The sequence below is a fragment of the Paenibacillus nasutitermitis genome (genome assembly GCF_014641075.1).
In the GTDB taxonomy this organism is placed as follows: Bacteria; Bacillota; Bacilli; order Paenibacillales; family Paenibacillaceae; genus Paenibacillus_Z; species Paenibacillus_Z nasutitermitis.
Map to the genome: position 1 here is coordinate 596,555 of NZ_BMHP01000002.1, position 14,612 is coordinate 611,166.

The 14,612-nt window shown below is 49.1% G+C and carries 15 protein-coding genes; 3 read left to right on the top strand and 12 right to left on the bottom strand.

Annotated features, from left to right (window positions below):
- Positions 1 to 67: 67 nt before the first annotated feature.
- On the bottom strand, positions 68 to 499 hold the full coding sequence (locus tag IEY46_RS12735; protein ID WP_188992379.1) for a Fur family transcriptional regulator: 432 nt from the start codon (positions 497 to 499) through the stop codon (positions 68 to 70).
- A gap of 199 nt (positions 500 to 698) precedes the next feature.
- On the opposite strand from IEY46_RS12735, the gene IEY46_RS12740 reads away from it, so the two are divergent.
- The gene (locus tag IEY46_RS12740) at positions 699 to 896 is read left to right on the top strand and encodes a hypothetical protein (RefSeq protein ID WP_188994028.1); all 198 of its coding nucleotides are present in this window, start codon (positions 699 to 701) and stop codon (positions 894 to 896) included.
- Positions 897 to 1,114: 218 nt separating this feature from the next.
- Here the strand turns inward: IEY46_RS12740 and IEY46_RS12745 are convergent, their stop codons facing one another.
- Entirely contained in the window at positions 1,115 to 1,570 is a 456-nt protein-coding gene (locus tag IEY46_RS12745) for a hypothetical protein (RefSeq protein WP_188992380.1), read from the bottom strand.
- A gap of 185 nt (positions 1,571 to 1,755) precedes the next feature.
- Positions 1,756 to 2,472, bottom strand: coding sequence for an AAA family ATPase (locus tag IEY46_RS12750; protein WP_188992381.1), 717 nt, complete (start codon positions 2,470 to 2,472; stop codon positions 1,756 to 1,758).
- Between the two features lie 158 nt (positions 2,473 to 2,630).
- Between IEY46_RS12750 and IEY46_RS12755 the strand changes: the two genes are divergently transcribed.
- On the top strand, positions 2,631 to 3,800 hold the full coding sequence (locus IEY46_RS12755; RefSeq protein ID WP_188992382.1) for an SGNH/GDSL hydrolase family protein: 1,170 nt from the start codon (positions 2,631 to 2,633) through the stop codon (positions 3,798 to 3,800).
- Positions 3,801 to 3,834: 34 nt separating this feature from the next.
- On the opposite strand, the gene IEY46_RS12760 is transcribed toward IEY46_RS12755, so the two are convergent.
- From IEY46_RS12760 to IEY46_RS12770, 3 genes are all read right to left on the bottom strand, one after another.
- Positions 3,835 to 4,212 carry a VOC family protein gene (locus tag IEY46_RS12760; RefSeq protein ID WP_188992383.1) on the bottom strand — a complete coding sequence of 126 codons (378 nt, stop codon included), beginning with the start codon at positions 4,210 to 4,212 and terminating at the stop codon, positions 3,835 to 3,837.
- A 201-nt stretch (positions 4,213 to 4,413) separates the two neighbouring features.
- Complete coding sequence (locus tag IEY46_RS12765; protein ID WP_188992384.1) at positions 4,414 to 4,554, bottom strand: hypothetical protein; 141 nt, start codon at positions 4,552 to 4,554, stop codon at positions 4,414 to 4,416.
- Positions 4,555 to 4,588: 34 nt separating this feature from the next.
- The gene (locus tag IEY46_RS12770; RefSeq protein WP_188992385.1) at positions 4,589 to 5,536 is read right to left on the bottom strand and encodes a carbon-nitrogen hydrolase family protein; all 948 of its coding nucleotides are present in this window, start codon (positions 5,534 to 5,536) and stop codon (positions 4,589 to 4,591) included.
- Between the two features lie 266 nt (positions 5,537 to 5,802).
- Between IEY46_RS12770 and IEY46_RS12775 the strand changes: the two genes are divergently transcribed.
- Entirely contained in the window at positions 5,803 to 7,242 is a 1,440-nt protein-coding gene (locus IEY46_RS12775) for an aminotransferase-like domain-containing protein (protein WP_188992386.1), read from the top strand.
- Positions 7,243 to 7,255: 13 nt separating this feature from the next.
- Here IEY46_RS12775 and IEY46_RS12780 read toward each other — a convergent pair whose 3' ends face one another.
- From IEY46_RS12780 to IEY46_RS12805, 6 genes are all read right to left on the bottom strand, one after another.
- The gene (locus IEY46_RS12780; protein ID WP_188992387.1) at positions 7,256 to 8,194 is read right to left on the bottom strand and encodes a phosphotransferase family protein; all 939 of its coding nucleotides are present in this window, start codon (positions 8,192 to 8,194) and stop codon (positions 7,256 to 7,258) included.
- Between the two features lie 28 nt (positions 8,195 to 8,222).
- Positions 8,223 to 9,251, bottom strand: coding sequence for an RNA methyltransferase (locus tag IEY46_RS12785; protein ID WP_188992388.1), 1,029 nt, complete (start codon positions 9,249 to 9,251; stop codon positions 8,223 to 8,225).
- A 454-nt stretch (positions 9,252 to 9,705) separates the two neighbouring features.
- Positions 9,706 to 10,224 (bottom strand): GNAT family N-acetyltransferase, encoded by a 519-nt coding sequence (locus IEY46_RS12790; RefSeq protein ID WP_188992389.1) that lies wholly within the window; start codon positions 10,222 to 10,224, stop codon positions 9,706 to 9,708.
- Positions 10,225 to 10,303: 79 nt separating this feature from the next.
- Positions 10,304 to 11,236 (bottom strand): manganese-dependent inorganic pyrophosphatase, encoded by a 933-nt coding sequence (locus tag IEY46_RS12795; RefSeq protein ID WP_188992390.1) that lies wholly within the window; start codon positions 11,234 to 11,236, stop codon positions 10,304 to 10,306.
- A gap of 111 nt (positions 11,237 to 11,347) precedes the next feature.
- Positions 11,348 to 12,307, bottom strand: a complete 960-nt coding sequence (locus tag IEY46_RS12800; RefSeq protein WP_188992391.1) for an alpha/beta fold hydrolase — start codon at positions 12,305 to 12,307, stop codon at positions 11,348 to 11,350.
- Between the two features lie 90 nt (positions 12,308 to 12,397).
- Complete coding sequence (locus tag IEY46_RS12805) at positions 12,398 to 14,515, bottom strand: transglycosylase domain-containing protein (protein WP_188992392.1); 2,118 nt, start codon at positions 14,513 to 14,515, stop codon at positions 12,398 to 12,400.
- Between the last annotated feature and the right edge of the window lie 97 nt (positions 14,516 to 14,612).

Genomic DNA, 14,612 nt, shown 5'->3' on the forward strand with positions numbered 1-14,612 from the left:
AAATCAGCCTTTGCCAGCTGGCACTTTTTGTTGCGTACCCTCTTACTTTGATAGACATAGATGAATATCAAGCTTCCTTCTGACAGGTTTCGCAAATTCCGTATACTTCAAAGCGGTGGTTGATGATTTTGAAATCACCAGGCAGCGTCAGTGACGTTTCCATCGGGCAATAATCGAAGGTCAGTGTTTTCTCGCAATTGACGCAGATAAGATGATGGTGATGATGCGTCGTGCAGCTGCCCCTGAATTTTAGACCGCCGTCCATGAAATAAAACTGCTCCAGCGCGCCCATTTCACTGAGCAGCCTTAAATTGCGGTAAACCGTATCGAAACTGACGCTCGGATATTGCACGGTCATCAGATCATAAACATCCTTGGGGGATAAATAACCCTCTGTCTTCGTGAAAATCTCCGCCAGCATCCGGCGCTGCTCGGTAATTCTCCATCCGTTCTTGACCATAATATCAATGATCTGCTGCATTCTATTATGTTCAGCCATATATCCGCAATCCCTTCAGCGTATGTTTTCATTTCATCATGCCGTAATTGTAGAAGAGATGTCAAGACTCGCACTGAACGCACAATCTTCACGCAATGCGATGTACATCAAGATCCTCCGCTTGTATAATCACCCCTGTTCTGCAAAAGCTAACCATGAGCCACTCACGCGGCAATACTAAACAGGAGGTCTAAGCGGCATGTCCAATAATGACAATAATAACAGAAACCGTCATAGTGGAAGCGATAATAATGGACAAAGTGTTTCCGACGTGCATGGCGGCGAGTTCCGCAACGGGCGGAAAAGCGCCGTCAAGAATAACAATGCCCAAGGAGATTTAATCCCTAACGAATACATCAGCCGATTGGAAGACGAGATTGAAAAGGAACAAAAATAATCCGGCAGCAGCAGACAAGAAAGGGAAGCTTCCCCATAACGGGGAACTTCCCTTTCTTGCGCCTTATTTGGCAATGAATCACCGCAGCGCTGCTGCTGGGACAAGTGTTGGCTGCTCTGGATCAAACCATCGTAGCCACCGCTGTGACCACCATTGCCAAGGAATTGTCAGGTCTTAGTACAGACCCTTACATGTCTTTCTATCTATGCTGATTGGAGTTAGATACTTGCAGAACCATCACTGCTGCACCTTACAGTTCCACGAGTCGGAGAGTCCGTAATCATATCAAATGCGCAAAATTGCTTATTAACCTGATAGGAATTACTCTTTTTCACTACATGATATTCTACTGGAGGATAGTCAAAATTATCTGCATATGTAAGTTTAACTGATACTTTGACATCATTTAGATCAGAAGTATCAATATTTATAATTTTATAGTTAATTAGAGCCGTTCCGTCACTTCCTTTTTTTTGTATGAATGCTAAAAAATAATCACTTATAATCTTTTTTGCAGACTCAACAGGATCTTTTTCAAATTTTTGAACAGATATACTTGTCTTCTCTTCTAATGAGTTATTTGAATTCTGAGCGTTAGCAATTCCTACAGAAGCAATTGCGATTAGAAATAATATCACCAAAAGAGAAGCGAATTTGTTGCCACTTGTTAACATAATAAATCACCCATTCCAAATTTAGATGGCACTGCAATTTTATAGACATAAGAAAGTAAAATTATGTTGCATATGAATCAGATTAATTCTGACCCTTAGGTACTCCCAAAGTTACTAATGAATCAATGTATACCAACAAACTTTAATTAATAAAAAGCAGCTAAACAAAGCGCCTGCAGACCGTTTCAGTCCAGCAGCTCATTCAGATACATTTTCCGGTTCTCCAGAAATCTCCGGGTGATCTGATAATGATCCGTATCCTCGTACCGAATAAGCTCGGGGGGATGGGCGTCGAAATTGAAGATATCGGCATTCGGATAACCCAGAAGGATCGGGGAATGGGTGGCGATAATAAGCTGTGCATGGCGCTGCAGCTCATGGATAATACTCAGGAATGCCAGCTGTCTTGCAGGCGAAAGCGCAGCCTCTGGCTCGTCAAGCAAATAAAACCCCCGCTTGCCGAACCTGTTTTTGAACAGGGACAGGAATGATTCGCCATGAGACTGTTCATGCAGCGATCTGCCTCCATAAGCTCCATAAATGGAAGGGGCTTCTTTGGCGATCTCATCGATATGATTCGCAAAATTATAAAAGGATTCCGCGCGCAAAAAGAACCCCTGATTTAATTTTGGCATCCAGGATAACCGGATATAATCGCCAAGCTGCGCACCTGCAGAAGCGAGCTCATATTGATTGTTGCGCCCGCCTCCGGCAGTATTGAACCCGCATTGATAAGCGATTGCTTCCAGCAGCGTGGATTTGCCGGATCCGTTCTCCCCAGCCAGAAAGGTCACCCGCTTCCCGAAGCGAAGCCGGTCGAGCATCCGGATCGACGGGATATTAAACGGATACCGATGGTCGTCCGTTATCAGTTCTTGCTTCTTGCTCACTTCGAGTAGCATAGGCGCTAGTACCTCTCGCTCACTGGTTTAGGCATTTCTTTATTTCCCATCCTAACAAAAATAGGATTCAATTTCTATGAAACAACCATTCATTTACATTATCGAAAACTAATGATACGATTCGTATCATAAGGAGTGAATGAATAGGAGCTGTATGAATGATGACCGTGATGAAATTTTTTTTGAGCAAGCCCATTCTGCCAACAGGAGCTCTCGTGCTTATTCTGGGATTAGTTTTGTTTCTGGGCAATCAAAATTTGCAAAACAAAATCAGGGGAGCATCAGCCGCAACAACAAATAACCCTCAAATCCAGCAAAAGTCTTTGAATGTCTACGACAAAATGCGTATGGGAAAATTCATCAACTATCTGGTGGTTGGTGATGGTACCGGTCAGGGAGACGGAACGGTCAGCAAGCAGGATAAGTGGTTTTACCAGTTCGAGCAAGCGATGAAAACCTCTCATCAGGTAACAGCTCTCCGAACGCTTGTTACTCATCCAGCAGGAACAGTGTTCGGGGGTTGGTATGATTACGGCGAAATGCTGCGGGCAAACGCAACTTACGATTTGGTCATCCTCAGCTTCGGATATCACGACCAGGCTGCTTTGCTGGATTCGCAAACCTACGGTGAAATTCATGAAAGTCTGATCCGCAGCATCAAAACCAGAAATGAAAATGCTGAAATTCTGCTGATCATTGAACCTGCACTTCAAACCAGCGATTACCCCGAAGTGCTGCAGCAACTGAGTACCTACTATGACCTGCCTCTAATCGATATCCGAACTAATGATCCTGCAGCCGTGGGTCTGATATTATCCAATGACGGCATTCTTCCGAGCCGCCTCGGCTATGAACGCTTTAACCAGGCCATCATGCAGACTCTCGAAGCCAATATGAATCAAAACAAAACAATGACCGCGATTCCATCTTCGCTGCTTTACCCTGGTTCCAGGCAATTCGGTACGGGTACTGCAGCTCCGGTTTCTTCTATGATCGCAAATTCGGAAGGGTTCATTAAAGATGGCGACCGTTTCTCCGGCAAGCAGCCCGGCAATTTCATCAGCGGTTATTTTAAAGGAAGCCTGCTCGGTCTCATCATGGAAACCAACAAAGACGGCGGAATAGCCAAGGTATACATAGACGGTAAATTCGCAGCGACAATAGACACTTACTCCAAAACCAGCCTAATAAAAAAAATGCTTATTACCAGCTCGCTGGCACCGCAAACGCATGCCGTAAAGCTTGTTATAAGCGGGAACAAAAAGAAAGAGTCCACGGGAAATTCAGTCAGACTGATTGGTTTCATAACCGCCACAAATGATGATTAAGAGCGGCAGTAAGAAGCCCCATGCCGGCCGGAAATCAGTTTGGCTGATAAGCGCCAAGCTCGTTGCCGAAAGGATCAACGAATTTGATGACCCAACCGAAGCCTTCGTCCTGGTACATACGGATGAAGGTATTATTTTTATCCAGCTGCTCCTTCAGTTGAACGATGCGGTCTGTGATGAACATGAAAGCAGGCATCGGAAAATCAACCTCGGACATCCACTGTACCTTCGTATCCTTATTGCTGTGATGAAGCATCATAAAAGGGCCTTCGGCAAATTTCAGCCATGCCGCATGCTTATGTACCGATTTAACCTCTAAACCGAGCACACCGGAATACCAGTCCGTCGCTCTCTTCAAATCATTGACAGGCAGTTGAACATGGTCGACTCCTTTGACGAAATCTATGCGCATGAAATTCTCCCCCCCACAGCTTAAATGCTAGAATACGAATGTAGACATACTGATATAATAATACCATATTTGGTAACGGTACGAAACGGAATCTTTCAAAAATCTTACAAAAGAAAAACCTTCAACCGCCAGGTCAAAGGTTTTCCTTGTTGTCTCTTCAGGTTTGAAGACATACCGCTTTATAAATGCAATCAATCACGATTAATGGTCAACACGGTCAATATCGCTTGTACGCTCTTCCCATTTTCTGGAGTAAGCTTTATTCGTCACCCATATCGTCATCCAGGTTACAATTATGGCAATAACTATGGCGGAAACCCATACCAAAGCAGGTACATCCATGCTCGTCATCCTCCTTTTTTCTGATAAAACTGTCCTACCCTTTGAAATTCACAATCGTTTGTTTGGTTTCGTGAACGGTAAGCTCGAACACATCAGGACGGCTGTAATGGCCTGCTACGTCAAAATCGAAACGGCTCTGCGCTACAAGCGCCATATCCAAATCGGCAACCAGCAGCCCCTCTTCATTAAATAAAGGTTTGACGATATATTCGCCAAGCGGGCCAACGACCGCACTTCCCCCGCGGCACAAAATTTGCTCGTCTCCAGCAATATCGCCATAGCCCTGCAAATCGGAGGGATAGGTCGACTTTGTCACGAATTGATTGCTGGAGATGACATAACAGCGCCCCTCGCAGGCAATATGCTGAAGGGTAGCCTGCCAGGTGTCACGGGAATCGGCTGTAGGTGCGATCCAGATATCAACCCCTTTAGCGTACAGTGCCATTCTGGCCAAGGGCATATAATTTTCCCAGCAGATTAATCCGCCAATGCGGCCAAAAGGAGTGTCTATCACGGTCAACGTGCTGCCGTCCCCTTGACCCCACAGCAGCCTCTCGGAGCCTGTCGGCACCAGCTTCCGGTGCTTGCCCAACAGCTCCCCGTCGGGGCCGATATATATAATGGAGTTGTAAAGCGTAGCTCCGCTGAATTCGCCATCTCTTTCAACAACGCCGATAACCAGATAAAGACCGGTTTCCCGTGCTATTTCCCCCAACCGGCTGGTATCCTCGCCCGGAATCACGATAGCGCTTCTCCAATATCTCGCAAAATCCTCGCGGCCTTCCACCGTCCGGCTTCCCACCCGGGCGCCGAAGGTAAGTCCTCTGGGGTAACCGGAAACAAAAACCTCGGGAAATACAAGCAATCGAGCTCCTTCATTCCGTGCCTGCGCAGCATAATCAGCCACTTTCTCTAATGCGGACTCCTTGTCGAACAGAACCGGCGCCGCTTGAACGACAGCAATGCGTAATTGATGTTCCATCCTTGGCCTATCAGCTCCTCGATTGGACTAGAACCTTGGCATTCAAAATGAAATCGATCGATATGGCACTATCATAAAAGGGATTGCCTGCTTTGTAACCCGCCAATTGGGGTAGAATTGACCCATCCATTGGGGCTTGTTAAAATGAATTGGAGGGTTCCAGGCAAGTCCATTTAGCTGGTTGGCCTTGCCCGAAGCCAATAAGACCTGTTTATACCGATTAACCGATCCATTTTTAATTATCCTTGTCAAAGGTGTGAAACAGGATGTGGAAACCAGACCGGAACGCAAAAATACCAATTTACCGCCAAATCGTGGAACATCTGGAACGGAGAATCGCCTTCGGCGAGCTCCCTCCTGGAAGTCAGCTTCCTTCGGAGCGGCGCATGGCGGAGCAGCTGGATATAAACCGAAGTACGGTCATCCAGGCATATGAGGAGCTGCGCGCTTCCGGCCTGCTTGAAAGCACGGTTGGAAGGGGCACCAGCGTAAGCCGCACCAAATGGGGACTAACCCCCTCCCAGACGCCCAATTGGCATCATTATACAGAAGGCGGAGCATTCCTGCCCAATTTGCCGCTGATGCGCCGAATCCGTGAAGTTACCCGGCAGGATGATCAGTTGATCGATTTGGCAAGCGGCGAGCTTTCCGATGATCTTTTTCCGAACCGTCTTATTCAGGATCTGCTGAAGGAGCAACCGTTCGAAGAGCATCTCGGGTATGAACTGCCTCAGGGTCATGCAGGGCTGCGTGGAACGCTGAGCCTGTTTCTTGAACGCCAACATGGGATCAGAACTACCGGATCCTCCATCTTGGTTACATCCGGTTCCCAGCAGTCATTGTATCTGATTACCCAATGTCTGTTGTCACCCGGGGATGCCGTTGCGATAGAAGATCCTTCCTACAGCTACTCGCTGCCGATGTTCCAGTCTGCAGGATTGCGGATCTGCCGGCTTCCCGTGCACAAGGACGGCATCGAGCCGGGAGACATCATACAGCTGTATCGCGAGCACCGAATCCGAATGATATTTCTTAACCCCAACTACCAGAACCCTACCGGCAGCGTGCTGAGTATGGCAAAACGCAAGCGGCTTCTGGAAATCGCTGCCGAATACCGGATTCCGGTGGTGGAGGATGATCCCTTCAGCCTTACCACCATGCAGCCGGAGCCTCCGCAGCCGCTGAAATCTCTGGATCAGGATGGGATCGTCATGTACATCGGCTCTTTATCCAAAATAGCAGCATCCGGTCTGCGGATTGGCTGGCTCGTGGCTCCCCAGTCGGTTGTCGCAAGACTGGCGGATGCCAGACAGCAAATGGATTTCGGGCTGAGCATCGTATCCGAATGGCTTGCGGAACGGTTAATGAGCTCGGAGCGGTTTGACGATCATATTATGAATCTTCAGCTGTCCTTGCAGTTGAAACGGGATCAGATGGCGGAATCGCTGCATAAGCATTTGCCCGGCGAGGTCCTATTCGACCTTCCTCAGGGCGGCTTGAACCTGTGGTGCAAAATCAATCATAAAATCAATGACAGCCGGTTGTTGGAGGACGGCATCCGCAGCGGAGTGGTCTTTGTTCCGGGAAGCGTCTACGGATCGGAAGAGGGATATATCCGGCTTAGCTATGCCAGACCTCTACTGAAGGAGATCGATCCGGGAATCATGGCGCTTGCCCAGGCATTGCGTATGCAGAACGCACGTTGATCAAGGCAATTCTTCATCCTGCCGGACTGCCGGCAATTCGCCCGAGCAGATCGTCGCGAACATGAATGTAAGCCGGCTCGTCATCGGTCCGGGCATAAAACCGCAGGGCATCCAGTCCTTTGCAAAGCAGGCACGATAGCAGCCGCTCTTCAAAATATGGCATCTTCCTGCCTTGAGATTGAAGATGCCGGTAATACAATTCGGGAAGCTGAACATGCGGTGACCACAAATGAAAGGTGGCCAGGTCGAACAGGCAGTCGCCATACATGGCCATTTCCCAATCAATCACACCGGTTATCCGCTCTCCCTCAGCAATCAGATTCCCCATGTGGAAATCGCCATGCACCAGATAACGTTGCCCCTGGCTGTAAGCCGCAAGCTTCAACATCCTGCCGTATAAGGAATCAAACAGATCTCTGTCCAGGAAGCTTCCTTCAAACAAACCATGCCAGCCCTGCCAGAAACCGGGCTGTTCCTCATCAAAAGACGATTCCAAATGCTCCTGCCAGCTGGTATGGCTGCCCTCGCCGGAAGGCAGGATCCACCCGCAGCCCTTTGTCCCCGTCACATCCAGCTGGTTTAAGCCGGCGAACAGCTCCATCAGGACGGACTGAAGAAAAGACAGCTGATCTCCCCCGTAATGAATGAGAGTCTTGCCGGGAGCGCGCTTTGAAATCGCATAATACAAGCCGTTGACAGGACCTGTCCCGATGATGGCCGGTATGGGGAAACGTTCGGATCCGTACTTTTCTGACAGGTAACGTTCTTTCTCAAATCCACTGCCCTGGTTATTGAAACGGACTACATACTCCTGTTCTTTCATCCGGAAGAAATAAGCGCGGTTCACCTGTCCCTGCTCGATTGCTATCAGTTCCGAAGCAGGCTCTCCCCAATACTCTTCCAAAAAAACCGCAGCAGCCTGACCGTCCATATCCGCTTTAATGGTCGACATCCCATTCCCTCATTTCATATGATGTGTATCACGATTGGGTTAATTCGTAGATCGCAGGTTGAAGCCCCTTCAGGCTAATCCGGAGCAGCTCCGAACAGTCAAGACCGCTGCGCGCTGCTGCCAGGCGCAGCAATGCTCCATCTTCGGCGAGCAGAATGGCTCTGCCTCCCGGCATAAGCAGTCTGGACATTTCCCCGAGAAGCGGGCCGTACAGCTCCATCAAGGAATCGCGATCGCCTACTTGACGGCCGAATGCCAGATTGCTGATGATTTTGTTTGCCCATCCGCTGTCTACCGGCAAGCTTCGGGCATCCCAACGATGAACTACGGCGGTGCTGCCAGGAGATAAGTTATGCCGGCTCGCCAGTACTGCATCCACCGAGCAGTCCCCTCCCTTGATTTCCTGGAGCGAGTAAGCCAACCGCTCGCTTAATAACGTACCTGACCCGCAGCATGGATCAATGACCCGATCCTCATGATGCGGGGACGATAACCACACAAGCGCATGAGCCACCGGCGGGCGCAGCGAACCGGGAACAAATTGGCGGCCCTTGCAGCGGTATCTAAAATGGGAATCCGTCAACCGGTAGGCGAATACACCCGCTTCGCCTTCCAGATCCAGACGGAATTCGCAGCTGTGGTTTTCCGGAGTTCCCCTCTTCCAGTTCGGATATTGCTTCAGAATTCCGCACATGGCTGCCTCCGCTGCTTCAAACCGGCTGAAATTATGAGTCCCTTTTCTGCTCGCATTCACCATAAATCCTTCTGGTCCACTTCCGGTTTCACGGAGAAAGGATAGATCGCATACGGCAATCTTTTTCTGCAGCTGCTGCAGCACTGAGCGGTGCAAGCCCGCGTTGAAGAAAGAAACGATACGATACAGATTATCGGCAGTGCGCAAGGCATACAGTTCATAAGCGGGAGAGGCCGTGTGAAAATAAATTTTCCCACGGACGGCTTTTATGTTGTCCGCGTTACGAATTTTCAGGCCCAGTTCATCTGCCAACACGGCTTCAAGTCCAGGAAGCACGGTGGCCATATATTGAATTCGATTCATCAAGGTTCCTCCGATTCTAAATCGGAAAACCGGCTGAACGAGAAGAACCAGCTGACGCCGTCCTTGCGGCGCAGTAAGTTTCTTCCCTACAATAATAGAAAGGATAAATGTTAAACTTAACCTTTCTATATTGCAAAAAAAGGCCGCGAATGAACAAATGTCCATTCACAGCCCATCATGAAAAGGTTCATAAAATAAATAACCTTGTGTACATGCAGGAGCAGCCGATTGACCGTATCATATGCTTGACATTACGGGCACCCAAACAAGATACAGTAAATGGATCCGACGATTTTGCCGAATCTTCCTGTCCCCATTTGCGAATACCCCATATTCAGTTTATGAGAACTGAACAACTGTCAAGAATACGGCCATCATCATCATGCTCGTTACCTCCTGCATCAACTTATCCCTTATCATAAAGTAAACGATTTCATCCGTCAAGGTCGAGAAATCAACCTTCTTGGCGCAGATCCTTAACAAAATAAAGATTCAAATCATCGTCAGCGCGCACCATTGTCCCAGGTACGACTTCCTTGTTATTGTACATCACTCCGTTGCCGTCCGGAATGTAACCTCTACGGCAGTATATCCGCTGGGCCGGGCCGTAATCTTTATATAAGCCGACGCCAATGCCGATGGTCTTATAATCCATGCTGGCGATTTGCTCGAATTCCTCCAACAACCGATTCGCCACCCCTTGCCTGCGATGCCGCGGGAAAACATTGAGATCGTTAATTTCCGGAATGTTGCTGTTTTTAAAATATTCATAACCGGACTCAAATTTCAAGTGGGCGCAGCCGACCAGCTGATCATCCTTAAAAGCCAGCAAAGTGACACGATGGCCCATACGGTTCTCATTGAGGCAATAGGCGAAATAGGGCTCCGGCCGCTCGATATTTTCCTTCATAAAAGCGTCTGACCATGTATCGGCAAGCTCCTCCGAATCCAGGCGCCTGAGAGTGATTTCCATAAGCTACCCTCTTTTCGAATATAAAAATCAAAACTGCCGGCACAACGTGCCGGCAGCTTCATTGTTTTATCCAGGCATCCTACCAGTTGTTCAAGGTATCGGTAAGAACCGGAACGATTTGCGATTTGCGGGAAACAACGCCTTTGAGCACAGCCTTGTTATCGGCAAGCTTCACATTGTATGCTTTTTCCACGGCTCCGGACACCTTGCCCAGCGCCAGAGCAACGGAATCATTATTAAGAATATCGGTAACGACCAGTACAAACAGATCCAGGCCTTTGTCTGCAATAATCGTATTCAAAGCGTCTTCAAGCTCCGCTTGGCGGGAGATGACATCATTGGTATCCACCGCGTTCACTTGCGCGATTTCTACCTTGTAGCTTCCCATCGTAAACTCTTTGGCATCCAGCGAAATCAGTTGTGCGATGGTCTTGTCGCTCAGATCCGCACCGGCCTTGAGCATCTCCAGACCATAGCTGTCAGCATCCACACCGGCAATTTCAGCAAGCTCGCGGGCAGCCGCAATATCCTGCTCCGTGCATGTGGGGGACTTGAAAAGCAAGGAGTCAGAGATAATAGCCGAAAGCATGAGGCCGGCAATCTCTTTGCCGATCTTCAGGCCGTTTTCTTTATACATTTTATTCAGAATCGTCGCCGTGCAGCCTACTGGCTCAGCACGGTAATACAAAGGCTGGCTTGTCTCAAAGTTGGCAATCCGATGGTGGTCGATAACTTCCAATACGCGGACCTGATCAATATCTGAAGCACTTTGCTGACGTTCATTATGATCGACCAGAATAACGCTCGAAGCTTCACCGGCAACCGTCTCAACAAGACGCGGCGCAGCAGTATTGAATTGTGTCAATGCGTATTGCGTTTCACCGCTGACTTCACCCAGACGAACTGCTTCGACGTTTAAGCCCAGCTGCGTTTTCAGATCGGCGTAAGCAATTGCAGAACAAATTGTGTCCGTATCCGGATTTTTGTGCCCGAAAATTAATACTTTTTCCATTGTCGTTCTCCTTAATATTGAAATTTTTAACGATATCGTTTCTATTATAACGAAATATCCGCCTTATTCCTATGCTTTTTGTACGAAATTGCCGAATGGTTTGTTACGCGGTCAAGATGAGGAAGGATGCACCGTCTGCCTCACCGGTTTTAAGACACGGTCATACAGCCATTTGAGAATATCGGAGTACACCTGCTCACGGCCGATTTCATTGAGAATCTCATGCCGCATCCCGTCATATAAAGTTAATTCAACCTGCTTGACTCCTGCTTTCCGGTAACAGTGGCAAGCTTTATTAACCGTTTTGCCGAAGGAACCGACGGGATCATCCTGACCGGAAAGCAAGGCGACGGGCAGATCGCGGGGCGTGTGAAGGACATTGGCGGTTTTTGTAATAAAAAGCAGTCCCTCAAACATATCCCGAAAACCCCCGGCAGTGAAAACAAACCCGCACTGTTCGTCGGATATAAAACGATCGACCTCCCCTTCGTCGCGGGAGATCCAGTCCTGCATCGTTCTGGCCGGTTGAAACTTCCGGTTGAACGATTCGTAAGACAGCTTGTTGAGGAAATGGCTGCGGTACATTATCCCTTTGGAGCGGATAATCCATTTGGCAATTCCTCTGGCCAAATGCAGCAGAATTCGCGGTTGATGCGCGGTTCCGATGAGCACGAGACCATCCAGCTCCTCACCGGCGACGATTGCATAATGCCTGGCCAGGAATGACCCCATACTGTGCCCGATTAACATCACTTTTAAATCCGGATGCTCGGCTCTCGCAAGTGCCGTCACATGGCGCAAATCTTCCACCATTCCCACCCAGCCATCCCGCTCGCCGAAAAATCCCAATTCCTCGCGCTTATTCACCGACCACCCATGACCGCGCAGATCGCTGGCGTAAACGATCAGTCCATGATCTGTTAAATATCGGGCAAAATGCTCGTAGCGCCTCGCATGCTCGCAGGAGCCATGGACCAGATGGATGATGCCGGTAACTTCTTCGCCTTCATCAGGTTCCCACTTATACAGATGTATACGTTCAACCGGCAGCTGGTGGTGTGTGCTTCTCATGCTCTATCCCTCCATTCTCATTCACAACTTTATTTTCCGGTAATTCCAATATTTCAATCCACTTTCTTATCCAATATGGCTCGTTTACTGCTAGTCCTTCTCTTTGTCCTGCTTTTGGTCTTGCTTCTTTCGCTCGGACTTTCCAGCTTTGTCGCGGGCCTCCCCGTTATCTTTTTGCTGCCGCTTTTTTTCTTTTTCCAGCTGCTTTTCCCTTTTTGATTGTTCTTTTTCTGCTTTTTTCTTTTCTTTTTCTTCCTTCTTGGATTTCTTCTTGTCCTGCTCGCTGCCCGGCTCGCCGGACTTTTTGCTTTGTTTGCCGGTTGGCAACCCCGGCGCCTTGGCAAAATCCAGAACGGGCTCATCTTTCAGCGCCTCCGACATTAAGGACTGGAAAAGAGCGGCTGCCGCTTTGGAACTTGTAGTCAAATAGTGACTGGTGTCTGTGTGGTCATATCCGAGCCATACCGATCCGACCAGCTGCGGCGTATAGCCGACAAACCAGTTGTCTTTGGCGCCTTCTCCCCCGGTTCCCGGCATCTCGGTCGTTCCTGTCTTGCCCGCGACAGCCCGATCGGCAAGCAGTGCCGCTTTTCCGGTACCGTCCCGTACGACGCCTTCCAGCTCTGTCGTTATCATTCGGGCAATTTCCGGCGCGGTCGCTTTAACACCAGCTTGGGGACCTGCTTCCGCCAGTACTTCACCGTCGGCGGATTCGATCCGGATAATGGAGTGGGCCAGCATACGGGTACCGTCATTGGCAAATACCCCGAACGCCTCAGCCATCTCAAGGGGCGAAACACCATCTTGCAGCCCGCCAAGCGCAAGCCCCAGCGTGCGGTCGCCATCCGTCAATTTCAATCCGAACCGGTCCACGGCGTCCATCCCCGCGTCCATGCCCATTTCATGAAGCAGCCGGACCGCAGGAATATTATAGGAATGGATAATCGAATCATGAATTGTAACCTCTCCGTGATAGGCTCCGCCCGCATTCTTCGGCTGATAGCCCCCGTAATTAACGGGTTCGTCCAATAGCGTGTCGGTTGGCCGGTAGCCCTTCTCGAACGCCGGTGTATAAACCGCGATCGGCTTCATGGTGGAACCGGGCTGCCTCTTCAGTTGAACGGCACGGTTAAACCCGCGGAACGGCTGCTTGCCTCTGCCGCCGATCAATGCCCTGATGCCCCCGTCGCGGGGATCGACAAGCACGGCGCCGCTTTGAATCAATTGATCCGCCGAGCTTGTCGGGAACAATTCATCCTGCGCATAGATTTTTTCCGCTGCCTGCTGCATTCGTGTGTCGAGCGCCGTGTAGATACGCAGGCCTCCATGCAGTACCTCGTTTTCTGTCAGTCCGTATTTGGCAGAGGCCTCCCGGATTATCTGATCAACATAATAGGGGTATTTGAGAGCCTTCTCCTCCTTCGAGACGGGACTTCGCAATGTTATGGCCTCATTAACCGCCTTCTGATAAACACTATCGGCAATCAGATCTTGATCCTTCATCAGCTGGAGCACAAGATTGCGGCGCTCTTTTGCCTTTTCCGGGTTTTTGAATGGCGTCAGCACGGAAGGAGCCTTAACCAGCCCTGCCAGCATGGCCGACTCTGCGACCGTAAGATCAGCTGGTAATTTGCCGAAGTAGGCATCTGCAGCACGCTTTATTCCCCAAGCCCCTTCTCCAAAATAAATCTGATTGACATACATTTCCATGATGGTGGCTTTATCATATTTTTCCTCTATTTTTTTTGCAAGCAGAACCTCGTTCCATTTGCGGGACCATGTCCTCTCATGGGTCAAAAAAACATTTTTGGCAAGCTGCTGCGTAATGGTGCTTGCCCCCTGTTTCGTTTTTCCAGAGGTAAGATTGGTATACAATGCCCTGCCGATTCCCCATATATCCATGCCCTTATGCTCAAAGAATCGTTTGTCCTCGATTGCCACGATAGCATCAATGAAAGATGAGGGCAGACTCGTATACCCGACCGCCTCTATTTTGCCCAGATTGATCCGGCTTGCTTCCTTGCCATTTGCTTCATAAATCACTGTAGTTGCCGGCAGAGGCTGATCCAGCTTGGAAATATCCTGACTGTTGACCAGTACACGGAATGTTCCCCAACCGGCAGCCGCAATGAGGCACGCCGATACAATTAGGGCCGTAATGACTAAACTGCGCCGCTTTTGTTTCTTATTTGTGTTAAACGGATTCATCGATGCCCTCCACTCTTGCAAAGCCCTCTATTGGAATTGCCAGTCTATAAGCATTCGCGGCAAACCTGTTTTTTCTGTACGTAACCACCTCAGGACT

Coding starts and splice junctions, on each gene's coding strand:
- IEY46_RS12785 (WP_188992388.1), bottom strand. CDS start 9,251: ATGAATCGAATTCAATATATGGCCACCGTGCTTCCTGGACTTGAAGCC.
- IEY46_RS12805 (WP_188992392.1), bottom strand. CDS start 14,515: ATGAATCCGTTTAACACAAATAAGAAACAAAAGCGGCGCAGTTTAGTC.
- IEY46_RS12800 (WP_188992391.1), bottom strand. CDS start 12,307: ATGAGAAGCACACACCACCAGCTGCCGGTTGAACGTATACATCTGTAT.
- IEY46_RS12780 (WP_188992387.1), bottom strand. CDS start 8,194: ATGTCGACCATTAAAGCGGATATGGACGGTCAGGCTGCTGCGGTTTTT.
- IEY46_RS12755 (WP_188992382.1), top strand. CDS start 2,631: ATGATGACCGTGATGAAATTTTTTTTGAGCAAGCCCATTCTGCCAACA.
- IEY46_RS12740 (WP_188994028.1), top strand. CDS start 699: ATGTCCAATAATGACAATAATAACAGAAACCGTCATAGTGGAAGCGAT.
- IEY46_RS12770 (WP_188992385.1), bottom strand. CDS start 5,536: ATGGAACATCAATTACGCATTGCTGTCGTTCAAGCGGCGCCGGTTCTG.
- IEY46_RS12750 (WP_188992381.1), bottom strand. CDS start 2,472: ATGCTACTCGAAGTGAGCAAGAAGCAAGAACTGATAACGGACGACCAT.
- IEY46_RS12795 (WP_188992390.1), bottom strand. CDS start 11,236: ATGGAAAAAGTATTAATTTTCGGGCACAAAAATCCGGATACGGACACA.
- IEY46_RS12765 (WP_188992384.1), bottom strand. CDS start 4,554: ATGGATGTACCTGCTTTGGTATGGGTTTCCGCCATAGTTATTGCCATA.
- IEY46_RS12735 (WP_188992379.1), bottom strand. CDS start 499: ATGGCTGAACATAATAGAATGCAGCAGATCATTGATATTATGGTCAAG.
- IEY46_RS12790 (WP_188992389.1), bottom strand. CDS start 10,224: ATGGAAATCACTCTCAGGCGCCTGGATTCGGAGGAGCTTGCCGATACA.
- IEY46_RS12745 (WP_188992380.1), bottom strand. CDS start 1,570: ATGTTAACAAGTGGCAACAAATTCGCTTCTCTTTTGGTGATATTATTT.
- IEY46_RS12775 (WP_188992386.1), top strand. CDS start 5,803: ATGTGGAAACCAGACCGGAACGCAAAAATACCAATTTACCGCCAAATC.
- IEY46_RS12760 (WP_188992383.1), bottom strand. CDS start 4,212: ATGCGCATAGATTTCGTCAAAGGAGTCGACCATGTTCAACTGCCTGTC.